The sequence below is a fragment of the Citrobacter sp. KH_055_1 genome, assembly GCF_057838705.1.
Window position 1 is genome coordinate 272,519 of sequence record NZ_CM174473.1, and the last position, 26,440, is coordinate 298,958.

Consider the following 26,440-nt stretch of genomic DNA (forward strand, 5'->3'; position numbering starts at 1 on the left):
AATGGCTGGTTTAAAACTACAGGCAGTAACCAAAAGCTGGGACGGTAAAACCCAGGTGATTAAACCGCTGACGCTGGACGTTGCGGACGGGGAGTTTATCGTAATGGTCGGGCCGTCTGGCTGCGGTAAGTCTACGCTGCTGCGCATGGTCGCCGGACTGGAGCGGGTGAGCAGCGGCGATATCTGGATTGAAAATAAGCGCGTCACCGAGATGGAGCCGAAAGATCGCGGTATTGCGATGGTGTTCCAGAATTACGCGCTCTACCCGCATATGAGTGTGGAAGAAAATATGGCCTGGGGGCTGAAAATTCGCGGCATGAGCAAAGCGCACATTGCCGAGCGTGTGAACGATGCCGCGCGTATCCTTGAGCTGAGCGAACTGCTCAAACGTCGCCCACGCGAGCTTTCCGGTGGCCAGCGTCAGCGTGTGGCGATGGGACGGGCGATTGTGCGCGAACCGGCAGTATTCCTGTTTGATGAGCCGCTTTCCAACCTTGATGCCAAGCTGCGCGTGCAGATGCGTCTGGAGTTACAACATCTGCACCGGCGACTGAAAACCACCTCACTTTACGTAACCCACGATCAGGTCGAAGCTATGACCCTTGCCCAGCGGGTACTGGTGATGAACAAAGGCGTCGCCGAACAAATCGGTACGCCGGTTGAGGTGTACGAAAAACCGGCCAGCCGCTTTGTGGCGAGCTTTATCGGCAGCCCGGCCATGAACCTTCTGGACGGGCGTATCAGCGCCACGGGCCATCATTTTGAGCTGGAGAGCGGCATGATGTTGCCCCTCGGCAAGGATTATTCGCGCCATATTGGGCGTAACATGACGCTGGGTATCCGCCCGGAGCATATTGCGCTAAGCTCGCAGGCCGAAGGCGGCGTGCCACAGGTGCTAGACACCCTGGAAATGCTGGGCGCGGATAACCTGGCCCACGGACGCTGGGGCGAGCAGAAACTGGTGGTGCGGCTGGCGCATCAGCATCGCCCGACGGCAGGCAGCACGCTGTGGCTGCATCTGCCCGAAAACCATATGCATCTCTTTGATGGCGAAACAGGACAACGAGTATGAGTAACTGGCCTTATCCCCATATTGTCGCCCATCGTGGTGGCGGTAAACTGGCCCCGGAAAACACGCTGGCGGCAATCGATGTGGGGGCGCGATTCGGGCATACCATGATCGAATTTGACGCGAAATTGTCAAAAGATGGCGAGATCTTCTTACTGCACGACGACAACCTTGAACGCACCAGCAACGGCTGGGGCGTCGCAGGGGAGCTGAACTGGCAGGATCTGCTGCGCGTTGATGCCGGGGGCTGGTTTAGCGGCGAGTTCAAAGGCGAGCCGTTGCCGTTGCTTTCTCAGGTGGCGGACCGCTGCCGTCAGCATCGCATGATGGCCAATATTGAGATTAAACCCACTACGGGTAGCGAGGCACTCACCGGCAGAGCCGTTGCGCTGGCAGCGCGTGAACTCTGGGCTGATATGACGCCGCCGCTGCTGTCATCCTTTGACATTGAGGCTCTTGAAGCTGCACAGCAGGCCGCACCGGAACTGCCGCGCGGGCTGCTGCTTGATGAATGGCGTGACGACTGGCGCGAACTCACGTCGCGGCTGGGCTGCGTTTCTCTTCATCTAAACTATACGCTGCTGGATGAAGCGCGTGTCGATGCGATACGTGATGCCGGGTTACGCATTCTGGTGTACACCGTCAACCGTCCCCAGCGCGCGGCAGAGCTATTGCGCTGGGGGGTGGATTGCATCTGTACCGATGCCATTGATGTCATTGGGCCGGATTTTCAGCCCTATTAAGGCCCAATCGTTTTTAACGGCACGTTAGGCTGCGGCGTGCTGGAGGGCTTAAGCATGTCGCCGTTCTTTTTCTCCGACAGCATTTGCTGCTGTTTATTCAGCGTGCTGTCCGGATTGCGGTTGGTGTTTAGCATCCCACCGTTGTTGTTGGGTAGCATTTGCTGTTGGCTGGTATTCAACTCCCCCGGCTGAGACTGGCGCACGCGCTGGGAGTTGGTGTTGATCTGATTTTCCATATGCTGCTGTTGCATGCGCGTCTGCGTCTGCAACTGTTGGTTCAGCATCCCTTTCTGCTGAATTTGCTGTGATTGCATTTGTGTCTGCATCCGCTGCTGACTCGGGATCTGATAACCCGGTTTATTCGGGTTGTTCATGGTGTTGATGGGCTGTGCAAAGCCTGCAAACGGCAATAGCATGGCTAAAATCAAGAGTCGTTTCATCGCTTTTCTCCTCTCGGGGATCTCTTTAGTTTACTCCTTTCTCGCCGTTACGATGGTTATTTCAGAGTTATGCACCAGGCTTAGTGGGGGCAGACCCCCGTACATCTGGAGAATAACGATGATAAAACCGACGTTTATACGCCGGGTAGCCATTGCTGCTCTGCTCTCAGGAAGCTGTTTCAGCGCGGCTGCCGCACCGGCTGCGCCGCCAGTATCATATGGCGTGGAAGAAGATGTGTTCCATCCCGTGCGCGCGCAGCAGGGGATGGTTGCCTCCGTGGATGCGATGGCCACGCAGGTTGGGGTAGATATCTTAAAGCAGGGGGGTAACGCGGTAGATGCTGCCGTGGCCGTGGGGTATGCACTGGCGGTGACGCATCCCCAGGCGGGGAACCTGGGCGGCGGCGGATTTATGCTGCTGCGCACCAAAGACGGGAATACGACCGCTATCGATTTCCGTGAAATGGCGCCGGCTAACGCCACGCGTGATATGTTCCTCGACGATCAGGGCAATCCGGACAGTAAAAAATCGCTAACCTCGCATCTGGCTTCCGGCACGCCGGGGACCGTGGCCGGATTCTCGCTGGCACTGGAAAAATATGGCACCCTGCCGCTCAACAAAGTGGTACGCCCGGCGATGAAGTTGGCGGCAGAGGGGTTTGTGGTAAACGATGCGCTGGCTGACGATCTCAAAACCTACGGCAGCGAAGTGATCCCCAACCACGAGAACAGCAAAGCTATTTTCTGGAAAGACGGCGAACCGCTGAAAAAGGGCGACAAGCTGGTACAGAAAAACCTGGCGAAAAGCCTCGAGATGATTGCCGAGAATGGCCCGGATGCGTTTTATAAAGGGGCGATTGCCGATCAGATAGCCGAGGAGATGAAGAAGAACGGCGGGCTGATGAGCAAAGACGATTTAGCCGCTTATAAAGCCGTGGAGCGTAAACCGATTAGCGGCGACTATCGCGGATACCAGGTCTTCTCGATGCCGCCCCCGTCCTCTGGCGGTATTCATATTGTGCAGATCCTTAATATTCTCGAAAACTTCGATATGAAGAAATACGGATTTGGCAGCGCCGATGCCATGCAGGTGATGGCGGAGGCGGAGAAGTATGCTTACGCTGACCGCTCTGAATACCTTGGCGATCCGGATTTTGTGAAGGTACCGTGGCAGGCGCTGACCAACAAAGCGTATGCCAAATCGCTTGCCGAGCAGATCGATATCAATAAAGCCAAACCCTCCAGTCAGATCAAACCAGGCAAGCTTGCCCCGTACGAAAGTAACCAAACCACCCACTTCTCGGTGGTGGATAAAGACGGCAACGCCGTGGCGGTGACCTATACCCTGAACACCACCTTCGGCACCGGTATTGTGGCGGGTAACACCGGTATTCTGCTCAATAACGAAATGGATGACTTCTCTGCCAAACCGGGTGTCCCGAACGTTTACGGGCTGGTGGGCGGTGATGCCAACGCGGTAGGGCCGAATAAGCGCCCGCTGTCGTCCATGTCGCCGACCATCGTAGTGAAAGACGGTAAAACCTGGCTGGTTACCGGCAGCCCTGGCGGCAGTCGTATTATCACTACTGTGCTGCAAATGGTGGTCAACAGCATTGATTTTGGAATGAACGTCGCCGAAGCCACCAATGCACCGCGTTTCCATCATCAGTGGTTGCCGGATGAGCTGCGTATCGAGAAAGGCTTCAGCCCGGACACCATCAAACTGTTGGAACAGAAAGGGCAAAAAGTCGCGCTCAAAGAGGCGATGGGCAGCACCCAGAGCATTATGGTCGGGCCGGATGGCGCACTGTATGGCGCGTCTGACCCACGCTCCGTGGATGATTTAACGGCGGGGTACTAAGGTGAATGGCCTACATCGTGCTATACGCTGTAGGCCTTATCTGTCAGCTAGGGAACGTACTGTTGCTGTGATTCAGACCAGCGATATATGCGACTGCTTTTATCCTCAAGGTTAACACGCTCTACGTCATAAAAACCGGCGGTCTTTGCCGTGCGTATTTTCAGGATGTACTTACTTTCGCTGATGTCGTGCTGTCGCGTTCCGTCCTGATTCCAGTCCCCGGCGATATCCTGATATTGGTAAACAAGGTTGGAAAACACGTTGATTATCTTGTTGTCTTTAATCGCGTAGAGCTCCAGCACTTCATAAAATGCACCGCCGCCGGAATACGCATTTGAGTACCCGCCGCGTACCCCGAATGCCAGGGTATCGGGTGCGATCCGATAAGGGGCCAGATCCAGTTTGGTGTAATAAGCCAGCGGTTTGACGGACTCATCATCACTCTGCGCTTCGGCGTTTTCATTCCACGTTGAGAGCTGGTCCAGCGGTTTTTCTGAACGTGCGATCGGCTGCAACTGTTGATTCTGCCAGGAAAAAACGCCGAGATATAATTTATTGACGCGGCTGGTGCTGTAATTTTCCGGACAGCCGTTATCTGCGCGTTTCCTGGTTTGTTCTGCCTCTGCCTGATTATCGGCAAAACAGGCGACGCCAATGTATTTCCCGTTTTTGCCCCAGGCTTTGGCACCGGTCATAATCAGGTTTTTGGGGTCTTCATTCGGCGCAACCCAGCTAATCCATTGCGCCACCTCTAACCCTTGCGGCAGTTCACCAAACCCTTTGGCGGGCGTTGCCCCCATCATTTGCTCGGCGAAAATCTGCTTGCCTTCCGGATGGTGAATGGCGTTGGGGATGGAATCCACATTTTGTACGGTCGTGGCGTAGCCGGGGGAAATCGTTGCCAGCAGAACCAGCGATAAAACCTTTTTCACGATGCGTCCTTTCAATAAAAAGGGCGAGATGACTCGCCCAACCATTACTTCACGCGCGCCATAAAGTACGCATCAACGTACTCACCGTTGCGCAGGCCATATTTCTTACCGGTCCCTTCGATTTCAAAGCCATACTTTTTGTACACCGCCACAGCAGGCTCATTATCGACAAACACCGTCAGCTCAATGCGCTCGACGCGCAGCCAGTTGTCGCACATGTCGATCATGGTGCGGATGAGCGCGCTGGCGACGCCGCGATTTTGCCAGCGGGCATCTACGCAGATCCCAAAATCAGCGACGTGACTGCGGCGCGGGCGCTGGGTGACTTCAATGCATAGGTGCCCCACGACAATATCATCAATGCAGGCAACCAGTTGTTTGACACCGGTGCGCTCGGCGAGCCGTTCTTGCCACATCTCCATGGAAGGATGAGGAACCTGTAGCGTATTGTGATACACCTCCGGCTGGGCATGGATTTGACGAATGGCGTCGTAATCTTTCTTTTCAGCGTGGCGTATCACTATCTCACTCATTCCTTATCTCCTGCAGGGTTAATTGTGTATTTACACTCGCTGAGAAAGAAAAATCCGTCAACTGCATTTTTTTGCAAAAAGAAGTAGACAAGTGCGAATGAGAATGATTATTATTGCTCTGCGTTCAGGGGAACCCTACGGAGAACCTGAAAGCACGACATTGCTCACATTGCTTCCAGTATTACTTTAGCCAGCTTTTGCTGGCTTTTTTTTTGGGGTTTTGTTTCAGCCTGGCTTACTTGCCATTTTGTCCCCGGGAAGTGCTCGTGCTCCTCACGTACATTTAGTACGCTCCGGGCCCTGCGCGCTTGCCGTGAACAAACTGACCGCGACGCCGCCGGCCGATCTTGAGGCTACTGCTTTTGTAGGCCGGATAAGGCCACGCCGCATCCGGCACGATGACAGGATGGATTCAGTCTCCCCCCACTTTGCGTTATGGTGTAGGCAATCACCTTCAAAAGGATTGCCTCATGACCTTACACTGTGCATTCATTGGGTTTGGTAAAAGCACCACCCGCTACCATTTACCGTACGTTCTCAACCGCAAAGACAGCTGGCACGTGGCGCATATCTTCCGTCGTCACGCCAAGCCGGAAGAGCAGGCACCGCAATATTCACACATCCACTTTACCAGCGACCTCGACGAGGTATTAAACGATCCGCAGGTGAAGCTGGTGATCGTCTGCACACATGCAGACAGTCACTTTGAATACGCAAAGCGTGCGCTGGAAGCGGGTAAAAACGTGCTGGTGGAGAAACCGTTCACACCAACGCTGGCAGAGGCAAAAGCGCTGTTCGAACTGGCGCAAAGCAAGGGGCTGATCGTTACGCCGTACCAGAATCGTCGCTTCGATTCCTGCTTCCTCACCGCCAAAAAGGTGATTGAGAGCGGCAAGTTGGGCGAGATTGTTGAAGTGGAGAGCCATTTTGACTACTACCGCCCGGTGGTGGAAACCCAGCCGGGTCTGCCGCAGGACGGCGCATTCTATGGGCTGGGCGTACACACCATGGACCAAATTATCTCGTTGTTTGGTCGTCCCGACCACGTTGCCTATGACATCCGTAGCCTGCGTAACAAAGCGAATCCTGATGATACCTTTGAAGCGCAGCTGTTCTACGGTGACCTGAAGGCTATCGTCAAAACCAGCCACCTGGTGAAAATCGACTATCCGAAGTTTATCGTTCACGGCACTAAAGGCTCGTTTGTGAAGTACGGTATCGACCAGCAGGAGACCAGCCTGAAGGCCAATATTATGCCGGGGGAACCCGGTTTTGCCGCCGATGATTCAGTGGGTGTGCTGGAATATGTCAACGATGATGGCATTACGGTGAAAGAAGAGATGAAACCGGAAGTGGGCGACTACGGCCGCGTCTATGATGCGCTGTATCAGTCGCTGACCACCGGTATGCCTAATTACGTCAAGGAATCTGACGTTCTTACTAACCTCGAGATCCTCGAGCGCGCCTTTGAACAGGCAACGCCTGCCACGATAACCCTCGCCAAATAGCGCTAAGTGACGCCTCTGGGCTTGTTCATTTTTTTTGAACAGAGGCGTCAATTTTCACCCTCTATGATCCCTGAGTGATTGAGTCCACACTGACTCCATCGAAAACATCTGGGGTGAACACAATGATCTTCTTACGCAAAGCAAACGACCGTGGTCATGCAAATCATGGCTGGCTCGATTCCTGGCATACCTTCTCGTTTGCCAACTACTATGACCCGAATTTTATGGGGTTCTCGGCACTGCGCGTGATTAACGATGACGTGATCGACGCAGGCCAGGGCTTTGGTACGCATCCCCATAAAGACATGGAAATCCTGACCTACGTACTGGAAGGTGCGGTGGAGCATCAGGACAGCATGGGTAATAAAGAGCAGGTACCTGCAGGTGAATTCCAGATTATGAGCGCCGGGACGGGGATCCGTCACTCGGAGTACAACCCAAGCGACACCGAGAAGCTGCACCTGTATCAGATTTGGATCATTCCGCAGGAAAACGGCATTACGCCACGCTACGAGCAGCGCCGTTTTGACGCCGCGCAGGGCAAACAGCTGGTGCTGTCGCCGGATGCGCGTGACGGTTCGCTGAAGGTTTACCAGGATATGGAGCTGTATCGCTGGGCGCTGCTCAAAGATGAGCAATCGGTACATCAGATAGCCGCGGAACGCCGCGTGTGGATCCAGGTCGTGAAAGGCAATGTCACCATCAACGGAACCAAAGCGTCCACCAGTGATGGTCTGGCAATCTGGGATGAACAGGCCATTTCGATTCATGCCGACAGCGACAGCGAAGTGTTACTGTTTGACTTGCCGCCTGTATAACGTGCTGTAACCCTTGTAGGCCGGATAAGACGCGACAGCGTCGCCATCCGGCTTTTCATCGTTTGTCATTAAATCCGCACGTCCGTGGTAAACTCGGGGAATCTATCCCTTTTTAACGCTTCAGGACGATGAAAAAGAAAAGACCCGTACTTCAGGATGTAGCCGACCGCGTGGGCGTGACCAAAATGACGGTCAGTCGCTTTTTGCGCAACCCGGAGCAGGTCTCCGTGGCGCTGCGGGGCAAAATTGCCGCTGCACTTGATGAGCTGGGTTATATTCCCAATCGTGCTCCTGATATCCTTTCAAATGCTACCAGTCGTGCTATCGGCGTGCTGTTACCCTCTCTCACCAACCAGGTTTTTGCTGAAGTGTTACGCGGCATTGAGGCCGTGACTGACCGCCACGGTTATCAGACCATGCTGGCGCACTACGGCTATAAGCCCGAGATGGAGCAGGAACGTCTGGAATCAATGCTATCGTGGAATATCGATGGCCTGATCCTCACCGAACGCAGCCACACCCCGCGTACGTTGAAAATGATCGAAGTAGCGGGGATCCCGGTGGTTGAACTGATGGACAGCCAGTCTCCGTGTCTTGATATCGCCGTCGGTTTTGACAACTTCGAAGCCGCCCGCCAGATGACCGCCGCCATTATCGCGCGTGGGCATCGCCACATTGCCTATCTGGGTGCGCGTCTGGATGAACGAACTATCATCAAACAGAGGGGCTACGAGCAGGCCATGCGCGACGCCGGTCTGGTGCCGTATAGCGTGATGGTGGAACAATCTTCTTCCTATTCGTCTGGTATTGAGCTTATCCGTCAGGCGCGGCGTGAATACCCGCAGCTGGACGGTGTGTTCTGTACTAACGATGACCTGGCGGTCGGGGCGGCATTTGAATGCCAGCGCTTAGGGCTGAAAATTCCGGATGATATGGCGATTGCTGGTTTCCACGGTCATGACATCGGGCAGGTGATGGAACCGCGTCTGGCGAGCGTGCTCACGCCGCGTGAACGGATGGGCAGCATTGGCGCTGAGCGTCTGCTGGCGCGTATCCGCGGTGAAGCAGTCACACCTAAAATGTTAGATTTAGGTTTCACCTTGTCACCGGGCGGATCTATTTAAGCCGACAAGTTTGACGTAGCTCACACTTATACACTTCGAGCACGAATGGATATTGCTTCTCCATTTGTCCGGCTGGACAATGTTACCGATAACAGTTACCCGTAACAATTCCTGATTCTTGTACCAGTGGGGGCAACGCTTTGAGCACGACTAATCATGATCACCACGTTTACGTTCTGATGGGCGTATCGGGCAGCGGTAAATCTGCTGTCGCCAGCGAAGTGGCGCATCAACTGCAGGCCGCGTTTCTTGATGGCGATTTTCTCCATCCGCGCAGCAACATCACGAAAATGGCCGCCGGTGAGCCGTTGAACGACGACGACCGTAAGCCGTGGTTACAGGCGCTCAATGACGCCGCCTTTGCGATGCAGCGTACCAACAAGGTCTCGCTGATCGTGTGTTCTGCGCTGAAAAAACACTATCGCGACCTGCTTCGCGAAGGCAATCCGAATCTCTCTTTCATCTACCTGAAAGGGGACTTCGACGTGATTGAAAGCCGCCTGAAAGCGCGCAAAGGTCACTTCTTCAAAACGCAGATGCTGGTTACCCAGTTCGATGCGCTGGAAGAGCCGGGTGCGGACGAAAGCGATGTACTGGTGGTGGATATCGATCAACCACTGGATGGTGTGGTAGCGAGCACCATTGAGGTTATAAACCAAGGCAGTAAGTAGTGACTACATTAACGCTTGTTTTAACAGCAGTAGGGTCTGTTTTATTACTGCTGTTTTTAGTAATGAAGGCGCGTATGCACGCCTTCGTTGCTTTGATGGTGGTGTCTATTGGTGCAGGTCTCTTTTCCGGTATGCCGCTCGATAAAATCGCGGCCACCATGGAAAAAGGGATGGGGGGCACGCTGGGCTTCCTGGCGATTGTGGTCGCTCTCGGTGCCATGTTCGGTAAGATTTTGCATGAAACGGGCGCGGTCGATCAGATTGCCGTCAAAATGCTGAAATCCTTTGGTCACAGCCGCGCGCACTATGCGATTGGCCTGGCCGGTCTGATTTGCGCATTACCGTTGTTCTTTGAAGTGGCGATTGTGCTGCTGATAAGCGTGGCGTTCTCGATGGCGCGCCACACCGGTACCAACCTGGTTAAGCTGGTCATTCCGCTGTTTGCGGGCGTGGCGGCAGCGGCGGCGTTTCTGCTGCCGGGGCCCGCGCCGATGCTGCTGGCTTCTCAGATGCACGCCGACTTTGGCTGGATGATCCTGATTGGCCTGTGTGCGGCGATCCCGGGCATGATTATCGCCGGGCCGCTGTGGGGCAATTTTATCAGCCGTTACGTTGAGCTGCACGTGCCGGAAGACATTACCGAGCCGCATCTGGGTGAAGGCAAAATGCCGTCCTTCGGCTTCAGCCTGTCGCTGATCCTGCTGCCGCTGGTACTGGTGGGTCTGAAAACCATCGCCGCACGCTTTGTGCCGGTCGGTTCTTCAACCTACGAATGGTTCGAGTTTATCGGCCACCCGTTCACCGCGATTCTGGTGGCGTGCCTGGTGGCGATTTACGGCCTGGCCATTCGCCAGGGGATGCCAAAAGACAAAGTGATGGAGATCTGCGGTCATGCGCTGCAACCGGCGGGGATTATTCTGCTGGTGATCGGTGCTGGTGGCGTATTCAAGCAGGTGCTGGTGGATTCTGGTGTCGGTCCGGCACTGGGTGAAGCATTAACTGGAATGGGCCTGCCGATTGCCATCACCTGCTTCGTGCTGGCAGCGGCGGTGCGTATCATTCAGGGTTCTGCAACCGTGGCCTGCTTAACGGCGGTCGGTCTGGTGATGCCGGTGATTGAACAGCTGAACTTCTCCGGCGCGCAGATGGCGGCCCTGTCTATCTGTATCGCGGGTGGCTCTATCGTGGTCAGTCACGTGAATGACGCCGGTTTCTGGCTGTTCGGTAAGTTCACTGGTGCGACCGAAGCGCAAACGCTGAAGACCTGGACGATGATGGAAACCATCCTCGGCACGGTCGGTGCAATTGTCGGTATGATTGCTTTCCAGCTATTGAGCTGAGGGCATTGCCCGGTGGCGCTTGCGCTTACCGGGCCTACAAACGAGCACATTTCCACACCGTAGACCGGGTAAGCGCTACCCGGCTTTTTTATAGCACGACCAACCCTTCTTCTGTTTTCAGCCAGCGCGGTGCTTTTAGCGTATCGGCGAAATATTCCACCAGATCCTGCAGTAAGTCACCTGCCACGCGTTCCATCTCGTCAGACAGCGTTTTACTCATCAGCAGGTGCGTTAATAACTGACAGTAGCGCCCCATCTGGTCGGGTTCAGGCTCAAAGAGCGGAGAACGGGTGGGGAATGTTTCCACCGTCAGGCTGGCTTGCAGGTGATGCGGTACAGGTTCCGTTAAGGTTGGTTGCAATAGTGCCAGACAGGCCGACAGCCGCGCACAAATAGCCAGTTTTTCAACCGGGTCATGGCATTCAACAAGTCCTTCGACAAAACGCTCGCAGTTATCCGCCAGCTCGGTGAAATCTGTGGCATGGCTAAAGGGCAGGGTAAATAAAGAGTGTGAAAAGAGAGGGGTAGTCGCCATAGGGCAGCCTCCGATGAGTGATTTTCATCCACCACTGGAGAGGCTAATCTCACTGGTGGTGGAACCGAGCAGGGTTAGCCTTACCGGCCTCATCGGATACCGGTGCGTCTTGCGACGCCCCCGCCCGGTCCACCATTGAAGTGTACCTAAGCGTGCGACACAAAAATACTTGCGTCACCGATGAAAGAGTTCAGAAGGCTAATTCTGGCACCTGATTTTGCAGGTGCAGCGAGAAGATAATGCTAATCCGCGATGCTGACAAGAGGGCATTCCGGAAGGCGCTTCGCAGAAATGAAAATACGTTTTCTCAGCGGTTTAAAAGCATAAGGAATACCTGAAATTACAGTGCAATGCCGTTCAGTTAAGCATGTAGGGTGAACATGTGATTATTGCTCAGGGTTCCGTTCACCTGAGTGGTGTCATTTCTCTGAAGCGCTGATGCCCGTGAACGTGCAAGGGAGGCTCACCGCCGCCTCCCTTGCAACCCAGGCTCCCGGCGGGAAAATCGTCGCTGCGCGAGTTATTCGTCTTATTCCGTCTGCCTGTCGGGTCGGGGCCGAGCCTGCATCCATGCAGGCCGTCCCCTCTGCCCGCATCCCTGCGGGCAGACCCGGTCAGCCGTCAACACCTCATCGATTTTCAGCCGGACCAGGGTGTCGCTTCAGCGCTCTGGCTTTCAGCTATATCCGTTTTGCTGTTCAGAGGTATTCAAGTAAAAGCTCAGGTGGTCAGGTGTGGGCTGGTCCGGCTGAAAATTGCCGACGCGTTTCCGTAAGGCCGGGAGAACCCGCAGGGATGCGGGTTCAGGGCGCGTTTTGCATGGACGCTGCCTCGCGCCCGGCCCGGTAGCCTGGAGGAATAAGTGAACGGAACCGTTCTCTGAAATACCATGCTCTCCAGCTTCAAAACGGTTGCCCGGTGGCGCTTGCGCTTACCGGGCCTACAAACGAGCACACATCCACATCGTAGGCCGGGTCAGGCGAAGCCGCCACCCGGCGTAATATGAGTGCGTCACCCCTTCATCCACATCCGTACGCCATCGAGGAACATCTGGGTTGCCATCATCACCAGAATTAGCCCCATCAGGCGCTCAAGCGCGTTAACCCCTTTCTCACCTAGCAGGCGCAGGAACAGCGACGACTGCAATAAAATCACAAACGTTCCACCCCAGGCGATCAGCAGGGCAATCACCAGATGTCCCATCTGATTCGGGTACTGATGCGACAACAGCATCAACGACGCCAGGATGGTGGGGCCCGCCACCAGCGGAATGGCCAGTGGAACGATAAACGGCTCTTCGCCTGCGGGCAGTCCGGTGCTGTTACCGGTGGCGCTGGGGAAAATCATCTTGATGGCGATCAGGAACAAAATGATGCCCCCGGAGATCGACACGGTTTCCGCGCGCAGGTTAAGAAATGCCAGAATTTTCTCGCCCGCAAACAGGAATATCAGCATCACCAGCAGCGCAATAAACAGCTCGCGAATCATAATTGCGCGACGGCGTTTCGGTTCAGTATGTTTCAATACGGACATGAAAATGGGCAGATTTCCGAGCGGATCCATAATCAGGATCAATAAAACTGCCGCTGAAATGATTTCATTCATAACTCAAATTCCCTGATAATTACCGCGGACTTTCTGCTTGCGAGCGCAGCGGGATAAGTCGCATTACTGATGGCTTCGCTATCATTGATTAATTTCACTTGCGACTTTGGCTGCTTTTTGTATGGTGAAGGATACGTCACAGGATAATGGCGTACATACACAGCACACATCTCTGCAGGAAAAAAACGCTATGAAAAATGTTGGTTTTATCGGCTGGCGCGGTATGGTCGGCTCTGTACTCATGCAACGCATGGTAGAAGAACGCGACTTCGACGCCATTCGCCCTGTTTTCTTTTCTACTTCCCAGCTTGGGCAGGCGGCACCGACGTTTGGTGCGACCTCCACCGGCATGCTTCAGGATGCATTTGATCTCGATGCGCTGAAGGCGCTCGACATTATTGTGACCTGTCAGGGCGGCGATTATACCAACGAAATCTATCCAAAGCTTCGTGAAAGCGGTTGGCAGGGTTACTGGATTGACGCGGCCTCTTCACTGCGCATGAAAGACGATGCCATCATTATTCTCGATCCGGTTAACCAGAATGTGATCACCGATGGTCTGAACAACGGCATCAAGACGTTTGTCGGCGGTAACTGCACCGTTAGCCTGATGCTGATGTCACTCGGCGGTCTGTTCGCCAACGATCTGGTGGACTGGGTGTCCGTGGCGACCTACCAGGCGGCTTCCGGCGGCGGCGCGCGTCATATGCGTGAACTGCTGTCGCAGATGGGCCATCTGTATAGCCATGTGGCCGATGAACTGGCGACCCCTTCTTCTGCTATCCTCGATATCGAACGTAAAGTGACAACCCTGTCCCGTAGCGGCTCCCTGCCGGTTGATAACTTTGGCGTCCCGCTGGCCGGGAGCCTGATTCCGTGGATCGACAAACAGCTCGATAACGGCCAGAGCCGCGAAGAGTGGAAAGGGCAGGCGGAAACCAACAAAATTCTTAACACGTCTTCCGTGATCCCGGTGGATGGTCTGTGCGTGCGCGTCGGCGCACTGCGCTGCCACAGCCAGGCGTTCACGATTAAACTGAAAAAAGATGTGTCGATTCCGACCGTGGAAGAACTGCTGGCCGCGCACAATCCGTGGGCGAAAGTGGTGCCAAACGATCGGGATATCACCATGCGTGAGTTAACCCCAGCGGCCGTTACCGGTACGTTGACCACGCCAGTCGGTCGTCTGCGTAAGCTGAATATGGGACCGGAGTTCCTGTCAGCCTTTACCGTGGGCGATCAGCTGCTCTGGGGTGCTGCGGAACCATTGCGCCGGATGCTGCGTCAGCTGGCGTAATGCGGGACTGCCGGATAAGCATATCGCCATCCGGCAGACACAGACCGTGTTTAAACATTGGGTGCTGAGTCGCCCTTTTTTTTGCGTAATACAGGAGTAAGCGCAGATGTTTCATTTTTTACCGGGAGTAAGATAAAGCATTGGCTATTCTTTAAGAGTGACTTAATACCGGAGGTATTAAGTTGTTGCCTGAAGGTGGGACGACGCAGAGAGGATGCACAATTGTGCTGCGTCGTTCAGGTCAAAAAAAGTGTCACTACCTGATGTCGAAAATCAGTTGGAAGGGGTGACACCATAAAACAGGATGACAACCATGTCCGTTCGTATCGATAGAGACGTGATTAATGCGCTAATTGCAGGCCATTTTGCGGATCCTTTTTCCGTACTCGGTATGCACCAAACTGACGCCGGACTTGAAGTCCGTGCTCTTTTACCTGACGCCACCGAAGTGTGGGTGATCGAACCAAAAACCGGACGCAAAGTCGGCAAGCTGGATTGCCTCGACCCTCGCGGTTTTTTCTGTGCTGTAATTCCCCGCCGTAAAAATTTCTTTCGCTATCAGCTGGCTGTTGTCTGGCATGGACAGCAGAATCTGATCGATGACCCTTACCGTTTTGGCCCGCTTATTCAGGATATGGACGCCTGGCTGTTGTCCGAAGGGACGCATCTGCGCCCGTACGAAACGCTGGGCGCACATGCGGATACCATGGACGGTGTGACCGGCACGCGTTTTTCCGTCTGGGCACCGAACGCACGACGCGTTTCGGTAGTAGGGCAGTTCAACTACTGGGACGGTCGCCGCCACCCGATGCGCCTGCGCAAAGAGAGCGGAATCTGGGAGCTGTTTATCCCCGGAGCACAGCAGGGGCAGCTGTACAAATACGAGATGATCGATGCCAACGGTCATTTGCGTGTTAAAGCCGACCCGTATGCCTTTGAAGCGCAAATGCGTCCGGAAACGGCGTCGGTGATCTGCGGTTTGCCCGAAAAAGTGGTGCAAACGGAGGAACGCAAAAAAGCCAACCAGTTTGATGCGCCGATCTCTATCTACGAAGTGCATCTGGGCTCGTGGCGTCGCCATACGGACAACAACTTCTGGCTGAGCTATCGCGAACTGGCGGATCAACTGATCCCCTATGTGAAGTGGATGGGCTTTACCCATATTGAGCTGTTGCCGGTTAGCGAGCACCCGTTTGACGGCAGTTGGGGCTATCAGCCGACCGGCATGTATGCACCGACCCGACGCTTCGGCACGCGCGATGACTTCCGCTATTTTGTGAATGCCGCGCATCAGGCGGGGCTGAACGTGATCCTCGACTGGGTACCCGGTCACTTCCCGTCGGATGACTTCGGTCTGGCTCAGTTTGACGGTACCAGCTTGTATGAGCATAGCGACCCGCGCGAAGGCTATCACCAGGACTGGAACACGCTGATCTACAACTACGGGCGCCGTGAAGTCAGTAATTATCTGGTGGGTAACGCCCTGTACTGGATTGAGCGCTTTGGCATTGACGCGCTGCGCGTGGATGCCGTGGCGTCGATGATTTACCGCGATTACAGCCGCAAAGACGGCGAGTGGATCCCGAACGAATTCGGCGGGCGTGAGAACCTCGAAGCCATCGAGTTTTTGCGTAATACCAACCGTATTCTTGGCGAACAGGTACCGGGCGCGGTGAGTATGGCGGAAGAGTCGACCGACTTTGCCGGTGTATCAAGACCGCAGGACATGGGGGGCTTAGGTTTCTGGTACAAGTGGAACCTCGGCTGGATGCACGACACGCTGGACTACATGAAGCTGGACCCGGTTTATCGCCAGCACCATCACGATAAGCTGACCTTCGGCATGCTGTACAACTACACCGAGAACTTTGTGCTGCCGCTGTCACACGATGAAGTGGTGCACGGTAAGAAATCGATCCTCGACCGCATGCCGGGCGATGCGTGGCAGAAGTTTGCCAACCTGCGCGCCTACTATGGCTGGATGTGGGCCTTCCCGGGTAAGAAGCTGCTGTTTATGGGTAACGAGTTTGCCCAGGGCCGTGAATGGAACCACGACGCCAGCCTCGACTGGCATCTGCTGGAGGGGGGCGATAACTGGCACCACGGTGTACAGCGTCTGGTGCGCGACCTGAACCACACTTATCGTCATCACAAAGCGCTGCATGAACTCGACTTTGACGGCTATGGTTTTGAATGGCTGGTGGTCGATGACAACGAACGGTCGGTGCTGATTTTTGTTCGTCGTGATAAAGCCGGTAATGAAATTATCGTTGCCAGCAACTTTACGCCGGTACCTCGCCACGGCTACCGCTTTGGCATCAATCAACCGGGCAAATGGCGAGAAATCCTCAACACAGACTCGATGCATTACCACGGTAGCAATACCGGCAACGGCGGCGCAGTACAAAGCGATGAAATTGCCAGCCACGGTCGCCAGCATTCACTGAGCCTGACGTTGCCGCCGCTGGCCACGATTTGGCTGATGCGGGAGGGGTGATGACACAACTGGCAACCGGCAATGCCACCCCCCATGGTGCAACGTATGACGGCCATGGCGTTAATTTCACCCTTTTTTCGGCGCACGCCGAGCGTGTCGAACTGTGCATATTCGATGAGCAAGGCTGTGAGCATCGCTATGATTTGCCGGGACGTAGCGGCGATGTCTGGCACGGCTATCTGGCCGATGCCCGGCCCGGTTTGCGCTATGGTTATCGCGTACATGGTCCGTGGCAGCCGCAGCAGGGACACCGTTTTAACCCAGCGAAACTGCTGATTGACCCCTGCGCGCGCCGGGTCGATGGCGAGTTAAAAGATAACCCGCTGCTGCACGGTGGAATGAACGAACCGGATCATCACGATAACGCGGCGATTGCCCTGAAAAGCGTGGTGGTGTCAGACCATTATGACTGGGAAGACGATGCCCCGCCGCGCACGCCGTGGGGCAATACCGTTATCTACGAAGCGCATGTTAAAGGGCTGACGTATCTGCACCCGGACATTCCGCAACAGATTCGCGGCACTTACAAAGCGCTCGGTCATCCGGTGATGATCGACTATTTCAAGCGTCTCGGCATTACTGCGCTGGAACTGCTGCCCGTGGTGCATTTCGCCAGCGAGCCGCGACTGCAGCGGCTGGGGCTGTCGAACTACTGGGGCTACAACCCGGTAGCCATGTTTGCACTGCATCCGGCCTATGCCTGCTCACCTGAACACGCGCTGGATGAGTTTCGCGATGCCGTCAAAGCGCTACACAAAGCGGGGATTGAGATCATTCTCGATATCGTTTTGAACCACAGCGCTGAGCTGGATCTTGAAGGGCCGGTCTTCTCCCTGCGCGGAATTGATAACCGTAGCTATTATTGGATCAGGGACGATGGTGATTACTACAACTGGACCGGCTGTGGGAACACCCTCAACCTGAGCCATCCCGGTATCGTGGAGTATGCGTGTGAATGCCTGCGCTATTGGGTGGAAACCTGCCATGTGGACGGTTTTCGTTTTGATTTAGCATCCGTTATGGGGCGTACGCCTGCGTTTCGTCAGGATGCGCCGCTGTTTACCGCAATCCAAAACTGCCCGCTGCTTTCAGGCGTTAAGCTGATTGCGGAGCCATGGGATATCGGTGAAGGCGGGTATCAGGTAGGGAATTTTCCCCCGCCGTTTGCTGAGTGGAATGACCATTTCCGCGATGCAAGTCGACGCTTCTGGCTCCAGCGTAATCTGCCCCTTGGGGAGTTTGCCGGACGTTTTGCGGCTTCCAGCGACATGTTTAAACACCCTGGTCGCAAACCCAGCGCATCGGTCAATCTGGTGACGGCGCACGATGGTTTTACGCTGCGTGACTGTGTGTGCTTCACAAATAAGCACAATGAAGCGAATGGTGAGGAAAATCGCGACGGCACTAGCAATAACTACAGCGACAATCATGGTAAAGAAGGATTAGGCGGCACGCTGGACCTGATTGAACGGCGACGCGACAGCATGCATGCCCTGTTGACGACGTTGCTGCTTTCTCAGGGTACACCGATGTTGCTGGCGGGAGATGAACATGGTCATAGCCAGCACGGTAACAATAACGCTTACTGCCAGGATAACGCCTTAACCTGGCTGGACTGGCAGCAGGCAAACAGCGGGCTAACCACATTCACCGCCGCGTTGATTCATCTTCGCCAGCAGATCCCTGCCTTAACAGACGATCGCTGGTGGGAAGAGGGCGACGGCAATGTGCGTTGGCTGAACCGATACGCACAACCCTTAAGTGCGGATGAGTGGCAAAACGGCCCGAGGCAGATGCAGATCCTGCTCTCAGACCGTTTTCTGATCGTGATAAACGCCACGCTTGAGGTGACAGATATCGTTTTACCTGAAGGGGAATGGCATGCCGTTCCTCCATTTGCCGGAGAGGATAATCCGGTTATTACGGCTGTCTGGCAGGGACCTGCGCACGGACTGTGTGTGTTCCAAAGATGATAAAAAAGGAGTTAGTCATGGTGAGTTTAGAGAAGAACGATCGTGTAATGTTGGCGCGCCAGCTGCCATTAAAATCTGTTGCCCTAATCCTGGCCGGTGGTCGTGGTACCCGCCTGAAAGATTTAACCAACAAACGTGCTAAGCCTGCCGTGCACTTTGGCGGTAAGTTCCGCATTATCGATTTTGCTTTATCCAACTGCATTAACTCCGGGATCCGCCGTATTGGCGTGATCACCCAGTACCAGTCCCACACGCTGGTGCAGCATATTCAGCGCGGCTGGTCGTTCTTCAGTGAAGAGATGAACGAGTTTGTCGATCTGCTGCCTGCCCAGCAAAGAATGCAGGGTGAAAATTGGTATCGCGGCACGGCAGATGCGGTCACCCAAAACCTGGACATCATTCGACGCTATAAAGCGGAATATGTGGTGATCCTCGCGGGCGATCATATCTACAAACAGGACTATTCGCGCATGCTGATCGACCACGTCGAAAAAGGCGCACGCTGCACCGTGGCCTGTATGCCGGTGCCGATTGAGGAAGCCAGCGCCTTTGGCGTCATGGACGTCGACGACAGCGACAAAATCATCGAATTCGTGGAAAAACCGGCGAATCCACCGGCTATGCCAAACGATCCGACCCGATCCCTTGCCAGTATGGGGATCTATGTTTTCAACGCCGATTATCTGTATGAATTACTTGAAGAAGATGATCTCGATGAAAACTCCAGCCACGACTTTGGCAAAGATATCATCCCGAAAATTACCGCAGCTGGCATGGCTTATGCACATCCATTCCCTAAATCCTGCGTACAGTCAGACCCGGAATCCGAGCCGTACTGGCGCGACGTTGGGACGCTGGAAGCCTACTGGAAGGCTAACCTCGATCTGGCGTCGGTTACCCCGGAACTGGATATGTACGATCAGGACTGGCCGATTCGCACACACATGGAATCACTGCCGCCGGCGAAGTTTGTGCAGGACCGCTCCGGTAGCCACGGCATGACGCTGAACTCGCTGGTCTCTGGCGGCTGTATTATTTCCGGTTCGGTGGTGGTGCAGTCTGTTCTGTTCCCGCGGGTGCGGGTGAATTCTTTCTGTAACATTGATTCGGCAGTGTTGTTACCTGAAGTGTGGGTCGGGCGTTCATGCCGCTTACGCCGCTGCATCGTTGACCGTGCCTGCGTCATCCCTGAAGGCATGGTGATTGGTGAAAACGCGGAAGAAGATGCACGTCGTTTCTACCGTTCAGAGGAAGGTATTGTGCTGGTCACGCGTGAAATGCTGCGCAAACTGCAGATCAAACAGGAGCGATAATGCAGGTTTTACACGTATGTTCAGAGATGTTCCCCCTGTTAAAAACCGGGGGACTGGCAGATGTTCTTGGCGCGTTGCCGGCCGCGCAAATTGCCGATGGCGTGGATGCCCGCGTCGTGCTCCCGGCGTTTCCGGATATCCGTCGCGGCATTCCTGATGCGCAGGTCGTGACGCGGCGCGATACCTTTGCCGGACGTATCACGCTGCTGTTCGGCCATTACAACGGCGTCGGTATTTACCTGATTGACGCGCCGCACCTCTACGACCGTCCCGGCAGCCCGTATCACGATACTAACCTGTTCGCTTACTCTGATAACGTCCTGCGCTTTGCGCTGCTCGGCTGGGTGGGATGCGAAATGGCCTGCGGGCTTGATCCATTCTGGCGCCCGGATGTGGTGCATGCGCACGACTGGCATGCAGGTCTGGCCCCGGCGTATCTGGCGGCACGCGGCCACCCGGCGAAATCGGTGTTCACCGTGCACAACCTGGCCTATCAAGGCATGTTTTATGCAAAGCATATGGATGACATCCAATTGCCATGGTCATTCTTTAATGTGCATGGACTGGAGTTCAACGGGCAGATTTCTTTCCTGAAGGCGGGGTTGTACTACGCCGACCATATTACGGCGGTTAGCCCGACCTACGCGCGGGAAATCACCGAGGCGCAATTTGCCTATGGGATGGAGGGATTGTTGCAGCAGCGTCATCGTGAAGGACGTCTTTCTGGCGTGCTGAACGGCGTTGATGAAAACATCTGGAGTCCGGAAACGGACCTGCTGCTGGCATCGCGCTACACGCGTGACTCGCTGGAAGACAAAGCCGAGAACAAGCGTGAACTGCAGATTGCGATGGGGCTTAAGGTTAACGACAAAGTGCCGCTTTTTGCAGTCGTGAGCCGTCTGACCAGCCAGAAAGGGCTGGATCTGGTGCTGGAAGCGCTGCCCGGTTTACTGGAGCAGGGCGGACAGCTAGCGTTACTGGGTGCGGGCGATCCGGTGTTGCAGGAAGGTTTCCTTGCGGCAGCGGCAGAGCATCCGGGCCAGGTGGGTGTACAGATTGGCTATCATGAGGCCTTCTCGCACCGCATTATGGGCGGGGCTGACGTTATTCTGGTGCCCAGTCGCTTTGAGCCGTGTGGCTTAACACAATTGTATGGACTGAAGTACGGTACGCTACCGCTGGTGCGGCGTACCGGTGGGCTGGCTGATACGGTATCCGACAGTTCGCTGGAAAACCTGGCGGACGGTATCGCCAGTGGGTTTGTATTTGAAGATAGTAATGCCTGGTCGCTGTTGCGGGCAATCCGGCGTGCTTTCGTGTTGTGGTCGCGCCCTTCGCTCTGGCGGTTTGTACAACGTCAGGCAATGGCCATGGATTTTAGCTGGCAAGTCGCGGCGAAATCCTACCGTGAGCTTTACTATCGCTTGAAATAGATATCCAGGAATCACCTATATGAATGCTCCATTTAGTTATGCATCGCCCACACTCAGCGTAGAGGCTCTTAAGCATTCTATCGCCTACAAGCTGATGTTCACGATTGGCAAAGATCCGGTCATTGCCAACAAACATGAGTGGCTGAACGCCACGTTGTTCGCGGTGCGCGATCGCCTCGTGGAGCGCTGGCTGCGTTCTAATCGTGCGCAATTATCTCAGGAAACCCGCCAGGTCTATTACCTGTCAATGGAGTTTCTGATTGGCCGCACGCTTTCCAATGCACTGTTATCGTTGGGAATTTATGACGATGTCAAAAATGCGCTGGAAGGCATGGGGTTGGATCTCGAAGATCTGATCGACGAAGAAAATGACCCCGGCCTCGGTAACGGCGGCCTCGGGCGTCTGGCAGCCTGCTTCCTCGACTCGCTGGCGACGTTAGGCCTGCCTGGCCGCGGCTACGGTATTCGCTACGACTACGGCATGTTCAAGCAGAATATTGTTGATGGCCGACAGAAAGAGTCGCCGGACTACTGGCTGGAATACGGTAACCCGTGGGAGTTCAAACGCCACAATACGCGCTACAAAGTGCGCTTTGGTGGCCGTGTTCAGATGGAAGGCAAGAAGATGCGCTGGGTCGAGACCGAAGAGATCCTCGCGGTAGCATACGACCAGATTATCCCGGGCTACGACACTGACGCGACCAATACGCTGCGCCTGTGGAATGCTCAGGCCAGTAGCGCAATCAACCTCGGTAAATTTAACCAGGGCGACTACTTTGCGGCGGTGGAAGATAAAAACCACTCTGAGAACGTCTCCCGCGTACTGTATCCGGATGACTCCACCTATTCCGGGCGCGAGCTGCGTCTGCGCCAGGAGTACTTCCTGGTCTCCTCGACGATCCAGGATATTTTGAGCCGCCATTATCAGCTGCACAAAACCTACGACAACCTGGCGGATAAAATCGCCATTCACCTCAACGATACCCACCCGGTGTTGTCGATCCCTGAGCTGATGCGCCTGCTGATTGATGAGCACAAGTTTAGCTGGGACGATGCGTTTGAGGTCTGCTGCCAGGTGTTCTCGTACACCAACCACACGCTGATGAGCGAAGCACTGGAAACCTGGCCGGTGGATATGCTGGGCAAGATCCTGCCGCGCCATCTGCAAATCATCTTTGAGATTAACGACTACTTCCTGAAGACGTTGCAGGAGCAGTATCCGAACGATACCGGACTGCTGGGACGTACCTCGATCATTGATGAGTCCAACGGCCGCCGCGTGCGTATGGCGTGGCTGGCGGTGGTGGTCAGCCATAAAGTAAACGGCGTGTCTGAGCTGCACTCCAACCTGATGGTGCAGTCGCTGTTTGCTGATTTTGCGAAAATCTTCCCGACGCGTTTTTGCAACGTCACCAACGGCGTGACGCCGCGCCGCTGGCTGGCGCTGGCCAACCCGCCGCTTTCTGAGGTACTGGATGAGAACATTGGCCGTACCTGGCGAACCGATCTCAGCCAACTCAGCGAGCTGGAACAGCATTGTGATTACCCTCTGGTGAACCAGGCCATACGCCGTGCGAAGCTGGAGAATAAAAAGCGTCTGGCGACGCTTATCGCCCAGCAGCTTAACGTGGTGGTGAACCCGAAATCGCTGTTTGATGTGCAGATCAAGCGTATTCATGAGTACAAACGCCAGCTGATGAACGTGCTGCATGTGATCACCCGCTACAACCGCATCAAGGCCGATCCTGACGCCGAGTGGGTGCCGCGCGTGAATATCTTCGCCGGTAAGGCCGCGTCGGCCTATTACATGGCGAAGCACATCATCCATTTGATCAACGATGTGGCAAAAGTGATCAACAACGATCCGCAGATTGGCGACAAGCTGAAGGTGGTGTTCATCCCGAACTACAGCGTCAGTCTGGCGCAGGTGATCATTCCTGCCGCCGACCTGTCTGAGCAGATTTCACTGGCCGGGACCGAAGCCTCCGGGACCAGTAACATGAAATTTGCGCTGAACGGTGCGTTGACCATCGGTACGCTGGACGGAGCCAACGTCGAGATGCTGGAGCATGTGGGTGCGGAGAATATCTTTATCTTCGGGAATACCGCTGAAGAGGTGGAGGCCTTGCGTAGCAAAGGTTACAAGCCGCGCGAGTATTACGAGAAAGATGAGGAGTTGCATCAGGTGCTGACGCAAATTGGCAGCGGGGTCTTCAGTCCTGAAGAGCCGGGACGCTATCGCGACCTGGTGGATTCGCTGATCAACTTCGGTGACCACTATCAGGTGCTGGCGGATTATCGTAGCTATGTCGATTGTCAGGACAAGGTTGATGAACTGTACCGCGAGCCGGAGCAGTGGACCACCAAGGCAATGATTAACATCGCCAACATGGGCTACTTCTCATCGGACAGAACCATCAAAGAGTACGCCGAGAACATCTGGCATATTGATTCAGTACGGTTGTAACAAGAGATAGGGCTACCTGTAGGCCGGATAAGGCGTTAGCCGCCATCCGGCAAAATGCCCGGTGGCGCTGAAGCTTACCGGGCCTACAGGGCGCTCGTTGCCGGGGGCGCTTCGCTTGCCCGGCCTACGTTAATGCACTCTTGTAGGCCGGATAAGGCGTCAGCCGCCATCCGGCATTTTTATCAGGACGCCAGCGACAGCTGGTGTTTTTCAACATACTCCGCCAGCCACTGGGTCATGCGTGCCTGCTGCTCAGCGTTCAGCCACATGCCTTCTTTCGTGCGGCGCCACAGCGCATCGTCGGCGCGGCGTACCCATTCGTGATCGACCAGATACTTCAGCTCTGCCTCATAGAACTCGTGCCCGAAGTCTTCGCCTAACTCAGCAAGCGAGGTCGCTTCGCCGATGATCCACTCGGTGTTGCTGCCGTAGGTGCGCGAATAGTGGCGCGCCAGTGATTCGGTCAGGAACGGATAGCGACGGCGCAGTTTTGCCGCGTAATCTTCGCGATCGCCGCCGATGTCACCGCCAGGCAGGATGCACTCTTTGGTCCATGCCGGACCGATGCCCTGATAGTACGACGATAGTTTTTCCATCGCGTGCTCGGCCAGCTTACGGTAGGTGGTTAACTTGCCGCCGAAGACTGACAGCAGCGGCGCTTTGCCGTTTTCGTCGTGGATATCCAGCGTATAATCGCGGGTAATAGCCTGCGGCGAGTCGGACTCGTCATCGCACAGCGGGCGTACGCCCGAGTAGGTCCAGACGATATCCTCGCGGCCCAGCTGTTTCTTAAAGTGTGCGTTGTAGACCTGCAGCAGATAATTGATTTCGCTGTCGTCAATTTTCACTGCTTTAGGATCGCCTTTGTATTCGACGTCGGTGGTGCCGATAATTGAGAACTCATCCATCCACGGAATGACAAACACAATACGTTTATCTTCGTTTTGCAGGATGTATGCATGTTTCTGGGTGTGTACGCGCGGCACCACAATGTGGCTGCCTTTAATCAGGCGGATACCGTAAGGTGAAGGCAGGTGCATACCGTCGTCGAAGAACTCTTTCACCCACGGACCGGTGGCGTTAACCAGGCCGCGAGCCTGCCAGGTGTGTTTCTTGCCGGTATCGATATCTTCCGCTTCGACAATCCACAGACCGTTTTCACGACGAGCGGAGGTGGCGCGAGTACGGGTTAATACTTCCCCGCCTTTACGCACAACCATTTGGGCATTTGCCAAAACCAGCCGTGCATCGTCTACCCAACAGTCAGAATATTCGAAACCGCGCACAATCTCGGGTTTCATCACAGAATCTGCGCCAAAACGCAAACCAGTGGAACTCGGTAAACTGGTGCGTTTGCCCAGATGATCGTACATAAACAGACCAATACGGATCATCCAGGCCGGACGCAGGTGCGGGCGATGGGGCAGACGAAAGCGCATCGGGAAGGCTATATGCGGTGCCATCTTCAACAGGACTTCACGTTCAGCCAGCGCTTCGCTGACCAGACGAAATTCGTAGTGTTCAAGGTAGCGCAGGCCACCGTGGATGAGTTTGGAGCTGGCGGAGGAGGTTGCACAGGCTAAATCCTGCGCTTCCAGCATCAGCACGGATAAACCGCGTCCAGCGGCATCTGCCGCGATACCGGCACCGTTGATGCCTCCACCTATCACAATCAGATCTTTGGTTTCCATGCTGGCCTCTCGCACTTTCGTTATAGCTCATTAATGTTCGTTATCGAGCATAATAGCAAAGAATCGCGCCATTGGTAACATCGGATAAACAATTTACAGTGATACATATAACATTATGGCGTTTACCTGTGCAGGCGACGTACACTGCCAGGTAATATTGGTTACCTGCATAGAAATAATAAGAGAACATCATGGATCAGTTTGAATGTATCAATGTCGAAGAAGCCCATCAGAAGCTGCTGCACGGAACGGCGGTGCTGGTGGATATCCGCGATCCGCAAAGCTATGCCATGGGCCATGCGCCACAGGCGTTTCACCTGACTAACGACACGCTGGGTTCCTTTATGCGTGACCATGATTTTGATACCGTTGTGCTGGTGATGTGTTACCACGGCAACAGCAGTAAAGGTGCGGCACAATATCTGCTTCAGCAGGGGTACGATGCGGTGTACAGCATCGACGGTGGATTCGATGCCTGGCATCGACATTTTCCTGCGGAAGTGACGTTTGGTGCGTAAGCCCGACGCGACAGTGAAGTATGACGGATATAACAAAGATGCAGCCTGAAACGGGTAGTGTCGATATACTGT

General features: G+C 54.9%; 21 protein-coding genes. 15 read left to right on the top strand and 6 right to left on the bottom strand.

The window, feature by feature from the left end; genetic code table 11:
• Position 1 precedes the first annotated feature (1 nt).
• Positions 2-1,072, top strand: a complete 1,071-nt coding sequence (locus tag AC3ITF_RS01335) for a sn-glycerol-3-phosphate import ATP-binding protein UgpC (RefSeq protein WP_115257275.1) — start codon at positions 2-4, stop codon at positions 1,070-1,072.
• Complete coding sequence (gene ugpQ / locus AC3ITF_RS01340) at positions 1,069-1,812, top strand: glycerophosphodiester phosphodiesterase (RefSeq protein ID WP_115257276.1); 744 nt, start codon at positions 1,069-1,071, stop codon at positions 1,810-1,812. The genes AC3ITF_RS01335 and ugpQ overlap by 4 nt, the downstream gene beginning before the upstream one ends.
• On the opposite strand, the gene AC3ITF_RS01345 is transcribed toward ugpQ, so the two are convergent.
• Entirely contained in the window at positions 1,809-2,252 is a 444-nt protein-coding gene (locus AC3ITF_RS01345; protein WP_115257277.1) for a DUF2756 family protein, read from the bottom strand. The genes ugpQ and AC3ITF_RS01345 overlap by 4 nt on opposite strands.
• Before the next feature lie 118 nt (positions 2,253-2,370).
• Here AC3ITF_RS01345 and ggt point away from each other — a divergent pair, with 118 nt between their 5' ends.
• Entirely contained in the window at positions 2,371-4,113 is a 1,743-nt protein-coding gene (gene ggt, locus AC3ITF_RS01350; RefSeq protein WP_096759239.1) for a gamma-glutamyltransferase, read from the top strand.
• Positions 4,114-4,160: 47 nt separating this feature from the next.
• Here the strand turns inward: ggt and AC3ITF_RS01355 are convergent, their stop codons facing one another.
• Positions 4,161-5,045, bottom strand: a complete 885-nt coding sequence (locus AC3ITF_RS01355; protein WP_115259892.1) for a hypothetical protein — start codon at positions 5,043-5,045, stop codon at positions 4,161-4,163.
• Between the two features lie 44 nt (positions 5,046-5,089).
• Complete coding sequence (yhhY, locus tag AC3ITF_RS01360; protein WP_096759242.1) at positions 5,090-5,578, bottom strand: N-acetyltransferase; 489 nt, start codon at positions 5,576-5,578, stop codon at positions 5,090-5,092.
• A 470-nt stretch (positions 5,579-6,048) separates the two neighbouring features.
• Here yhhY and AC3ITF_RS01365 point away from each other — a divergent pair, with 470 nt between their 5' ends.
• From AC3ITF_RS01365 to gntU, 5 genes are all read left to right on the top strand, one after another.
• On the top strand, positions 6,049-7,086 hold the full coding sequence (locus AC3ITF_RS01365; protein ID WP_181695204.1) for an oxidoreductase: 1,038 nt from the start codon (positions 6,049-6,051) through the stop codon (positions 7,084-7,086).
• A gap of 122 nt (positions 7,087-7,208) precedes the next feature.
• On the top strand, positions 7,209-7,904 hold the full coding sequence (yhhW, locus tag AC3ITF_RS01370; protein WP_115257283.1) for a quercetin 2,3-dioxygenase: 696 nt from the start codon (positions 7,209-7,211) through the stop codon (positions 7,902-7,904).
• Positions 7,905-8,032: 128 nt separating this feature from the next.
• Positions 8,033-9,028, top strand: coding sequence for a gluconate operon transcriptional repressor GntR (gene gntR / locus AC3ITF_RS01375; protein ID WP_096759245.1), 996 nt, complete (start codon positions 8,033-8,035; stop codon positions 9,026-9,028).
• Between the two features lie 140 nt (positions 9,029-9,168).
• Complete coding sequence (gntK, locus tag AC3ITF_RS01380; RefSeq protein ID WP_096759246.1) at positions 9,169-9,699, top strand: gluconokinase; 531 nt, start codon at positions 9,169-9,171, stop codon at positions 9,697-9,699.
• The gene (gene gntU / locus AC3ITF_RS01385; RefSeq protein WP_115257284.1) at positions 9,699-11,039 is read left to right on the top strand and encodes a gluconate transporter; all 1,341 of its coding nucleotides are present in this window, start codon (positions 9,699-9,701) and stop codon (positions 11,037-11,039) included. Before gntK ends, gntU begins: the two co-directional genes overlap by 1 nt.
• Positions 11,040-11,127: 88 nt before the next feature.
• Here gntU and AC3ITF_RS01390 read toward each other — a convergent pair whose 3' ends face one another.
• Both AC3ITF_RS01390 and yhgN read right to left on the bottom strand, forming a co-directional pair.
• Positions 11,128-11,574: a hypothetical protein gene (locus tag AC3ITF_RS01390; RefSeq protein WP_117342474.1), complete on the bottom strand. Its 447-nt coding sequence runs from the start codon at positions 11,572-11,574 to the stop codon at positions 11,128-11,130.
• Positions 11,575-12,585: 1,011 nt separating this feature from the next.
• Positions 12,586-13,179, bottom strand: a complete 594-nt coding sequence (gene yhgN / locus AC3ITF_RS01395) for an NAAT family transporter YhgN (RefSeq protein ID WP_003023480.1) — start codon at positions 13,177-13,179, stop codon at positions 12,586-12,588.
• A gap of 190 nt (positions 13,180-13,369) precedes the next feature.
• Between yhgN and asd the strand changes: the two genes are divergently transcribed.
• From asd to glgP, 6 genes are all read left to right on the top strand, one after another.
• Positions 13,370-14,476, top strand: a complete 1,107-nt coding sequence (gene asd / locus AC3ITF_RS01400; RefSeq protein ID WP_096759248.1) for an aspartate-semialdehyde dehydrogenase — start codon at positions 13,370-13,372, stop codon at positions 14,474-14,476.
• A gap of 313 nt (positions 14,477-14,789) precedes the next feature.
• Complete coding sequence (glgB, locus tag AC3ITF_RS01405; RefSeq protein WP_115257285.1) at positions 14,790-16,973, top strand: 1,4-alpha-glucan branching enzyme; 2,184 nt, start codon at positions 14,790-14,792, stop codon at positions 16,971-16,973.
• Positions 16,973-18,946: a glycogen debranching protein GlgX gene (gene glgX, locus AC3ITF_RS01410; RefSeq protein WP_489176086.1), complete on the top strand. Its 1,974-nt coding sequence runs from the start codon at positions 16,973-16,975 to the stop codon at positions 18,944-18,946. Before glgB ends, glgX begins: the two co-directional genes overlap by 1 nt.
• Before the next feature lie 17 nt (positions 18,947-18,963).
• On the top strand, positions 18,964-20,259 hold the full coding sequence (gene glgC, locus AC3ITF_RS01415; RefSeq protein ID WP_115257287.1) for a glucose-1-phosphate adenylyltransferase: 1,296 nt from the start codon (positions 18,964-18,966) through the stop codon (positions 20,257-20,259).
• Positions 20,259-21,692, top strand: a complete 1,434-nt coding sequence (gene glgA, locus AC3ITF_RS01420; RefSeq protein ID WP_115257288.1) for a glycogen synthase GlgA — start codon at positions 20,259-20,261, stop codon at positions 21,690-21,692. Before glgC ends, glgA begins: the two co-directional genes overlap by 1 nt.
• A 19-nt stretch (positions 21,693-21,711) precedes the next feature.
• Positions 21,712-24,159, top strand: coding sequence for a glycogen phosphorylase (gene glgP, locus AC3ITF_RS01425; RefSeq protein ID WP_115257289.1), 2,448 nt, complete (start codon positions 21,712-21,714; stop codon positions 24,157-24,159).
• Between the two features lie 182 nt (positions 24,160-24,341).
• On the opposite strand, the gene glpD is transcribed toward glgP, so the two are convergent.
• Positions 24,342-25,850 carry a glycerol-3-phosphate dehydrogenase gene (gene glpD / locus AC3ITF_RS01430; RefSeq protein WP_489176087.1) on the bottom strand — a complete coding sequence of 503 codons (1,509 nt, stop codon included), beginning with the start codon at positions 25,848-25,850 and terminating at the stop codon, positions 24,342-24,344.
• A gap of 191 nt (positions 25,851-26,041) precedes the next feature.
• Here glpD and glpE point away from each other — a divergent pair, with 191 nt between their 5' ends.
• Complete coding sequence (gene glpE, locus AC3ITF_RS01435) at positions 26,042-26,368, top strand: thiosulfate sulfurtransferase GlpE (RefSeq protein WP_096759255.1); 327 nt, start codon at positions 26,042-26,044, stop codon at positions 26,366-26,368.
• The last annotated feature ends 72 nt before the right edge of the window (positions 26,369-26,440 follow it).

Bases quoted from the DNA above. Each gene is read 5' to 3' on its own strand.
- yhhW (WP_115257283.1), top strand. From the start codon at position 7,209: ATGATCTTCTTACGCAAAGCAAACGACCGTGGTCATGCAAATCATGGC.
- ugpQ (WP_115257276.1), top strand. From the start codon at position 1,069: ATGAGTAACTGGCCTTATCCCCATATTGTCGCCCATCGTGGTGGCGGT.
- glpE (WP_096759255.1), top strand. From the start codon at position 26,042: ATGGATCAGTTTGAATGTATCAATGTCGAAGAAGCCCATCAGAAGCTG.
- AC3ITF_RS01345 (WP_115257277.1), bottom strand. From the start codon at position 2,252: ATGAAACGACTCTTGATTTTAGCCATGCTATTGCCGTTTGCAGGCTTT.
- asd (WP_096759248.1), top strand. From the start codon at position 13,370: ATGAAAAATGTTGGTTTTATCGGCTGGCGCGGTATGGTCGGCTCTGTA.
- ggt (WP_096759239.1), top strand. From the start codon at position 2,371: ATGATAAAACCGACGTTTATACGCCGGGTAGCCATTGCTGCTCTGCTC.
- AC3ITF_RS01335 (WP_115257275.1), top strand. From the start codon at position 2: ATGGCTGGTTTAAAACTACAGGCAGTAACCAAAAGCTGGGACGGTAAA.
- gntR (WP_096759245.1), top strand. From the start codon at position 8,033: ATGAAAAAGAAAAGACCCGTACTTCAGGATGTAGCCGACCGCGTGGGC.
- AC3ITF_RS01365 (WP_181695204.1), top strand. From the start codon at position 6,049: ATGACCTTACACTGTGCATTCATTGGGTTTGGTAAAAGCACCACCCGC.
- glgA (WP_115257288.1), top strand. From the start codon at position 20,259: ATGCAGGTTTTACACGTATGTTCAGAGATGTTCCCCCTGTTAAAAACC.
- glpD (WP_489176087.1), bottom strand. From the start codon at position 25,850: ATGGAAACCAAAGATCTGATTGTGATAGGTGGAGGCATCAACGGTGCC.
- yhgN (WP_003023480.1), bottom strand. From the start codon at position 13,179: ATGAATGAAATCATTTCAGCGGCAGTTTTATTGATCCTGATTATGGAT.
- glgX (WP_489176086.1), top strand. From the start codon at position 16,973: ATGACACAACTGGCAACCGGCAATGCCACCCCCCATGGTGCAACGTAT.
- glgB (WP_115257285.1), top strand. From the start codon at position 14,790: ATGTCCGTTCGTATCGATAGAGACGTGATTAATGCGCTAATTGCAGGC.
- glgC (WP_115257287.1), top strand. From the start codon at position 18,964: ATGGTGAGTTTAGAGAAGAACGATCGTGTAATGTTGGCGCGCCAGCTG.
- glgP (WP_115257289.1), top strand. From the start codon at position 21,712: ATGAATGCTCCATTTAGTTATGCATCGCCCACACTCAGCGTAGAGGCT.
- AC3ITF_RS01390 (WP_117342474.1), bottom strand. From the start codon at position 11,574: ATGGCGACTACCCCTCTCTTTTCACACTCTTTATTTACCCTGCCCTTT.
- yhhY (WP_096759242.1), bottom strand. From the start codon at position 5,578: ATGAGTGAGATAGTGATACGCCACGCTGAAAAGAAAGATTACGACGCC.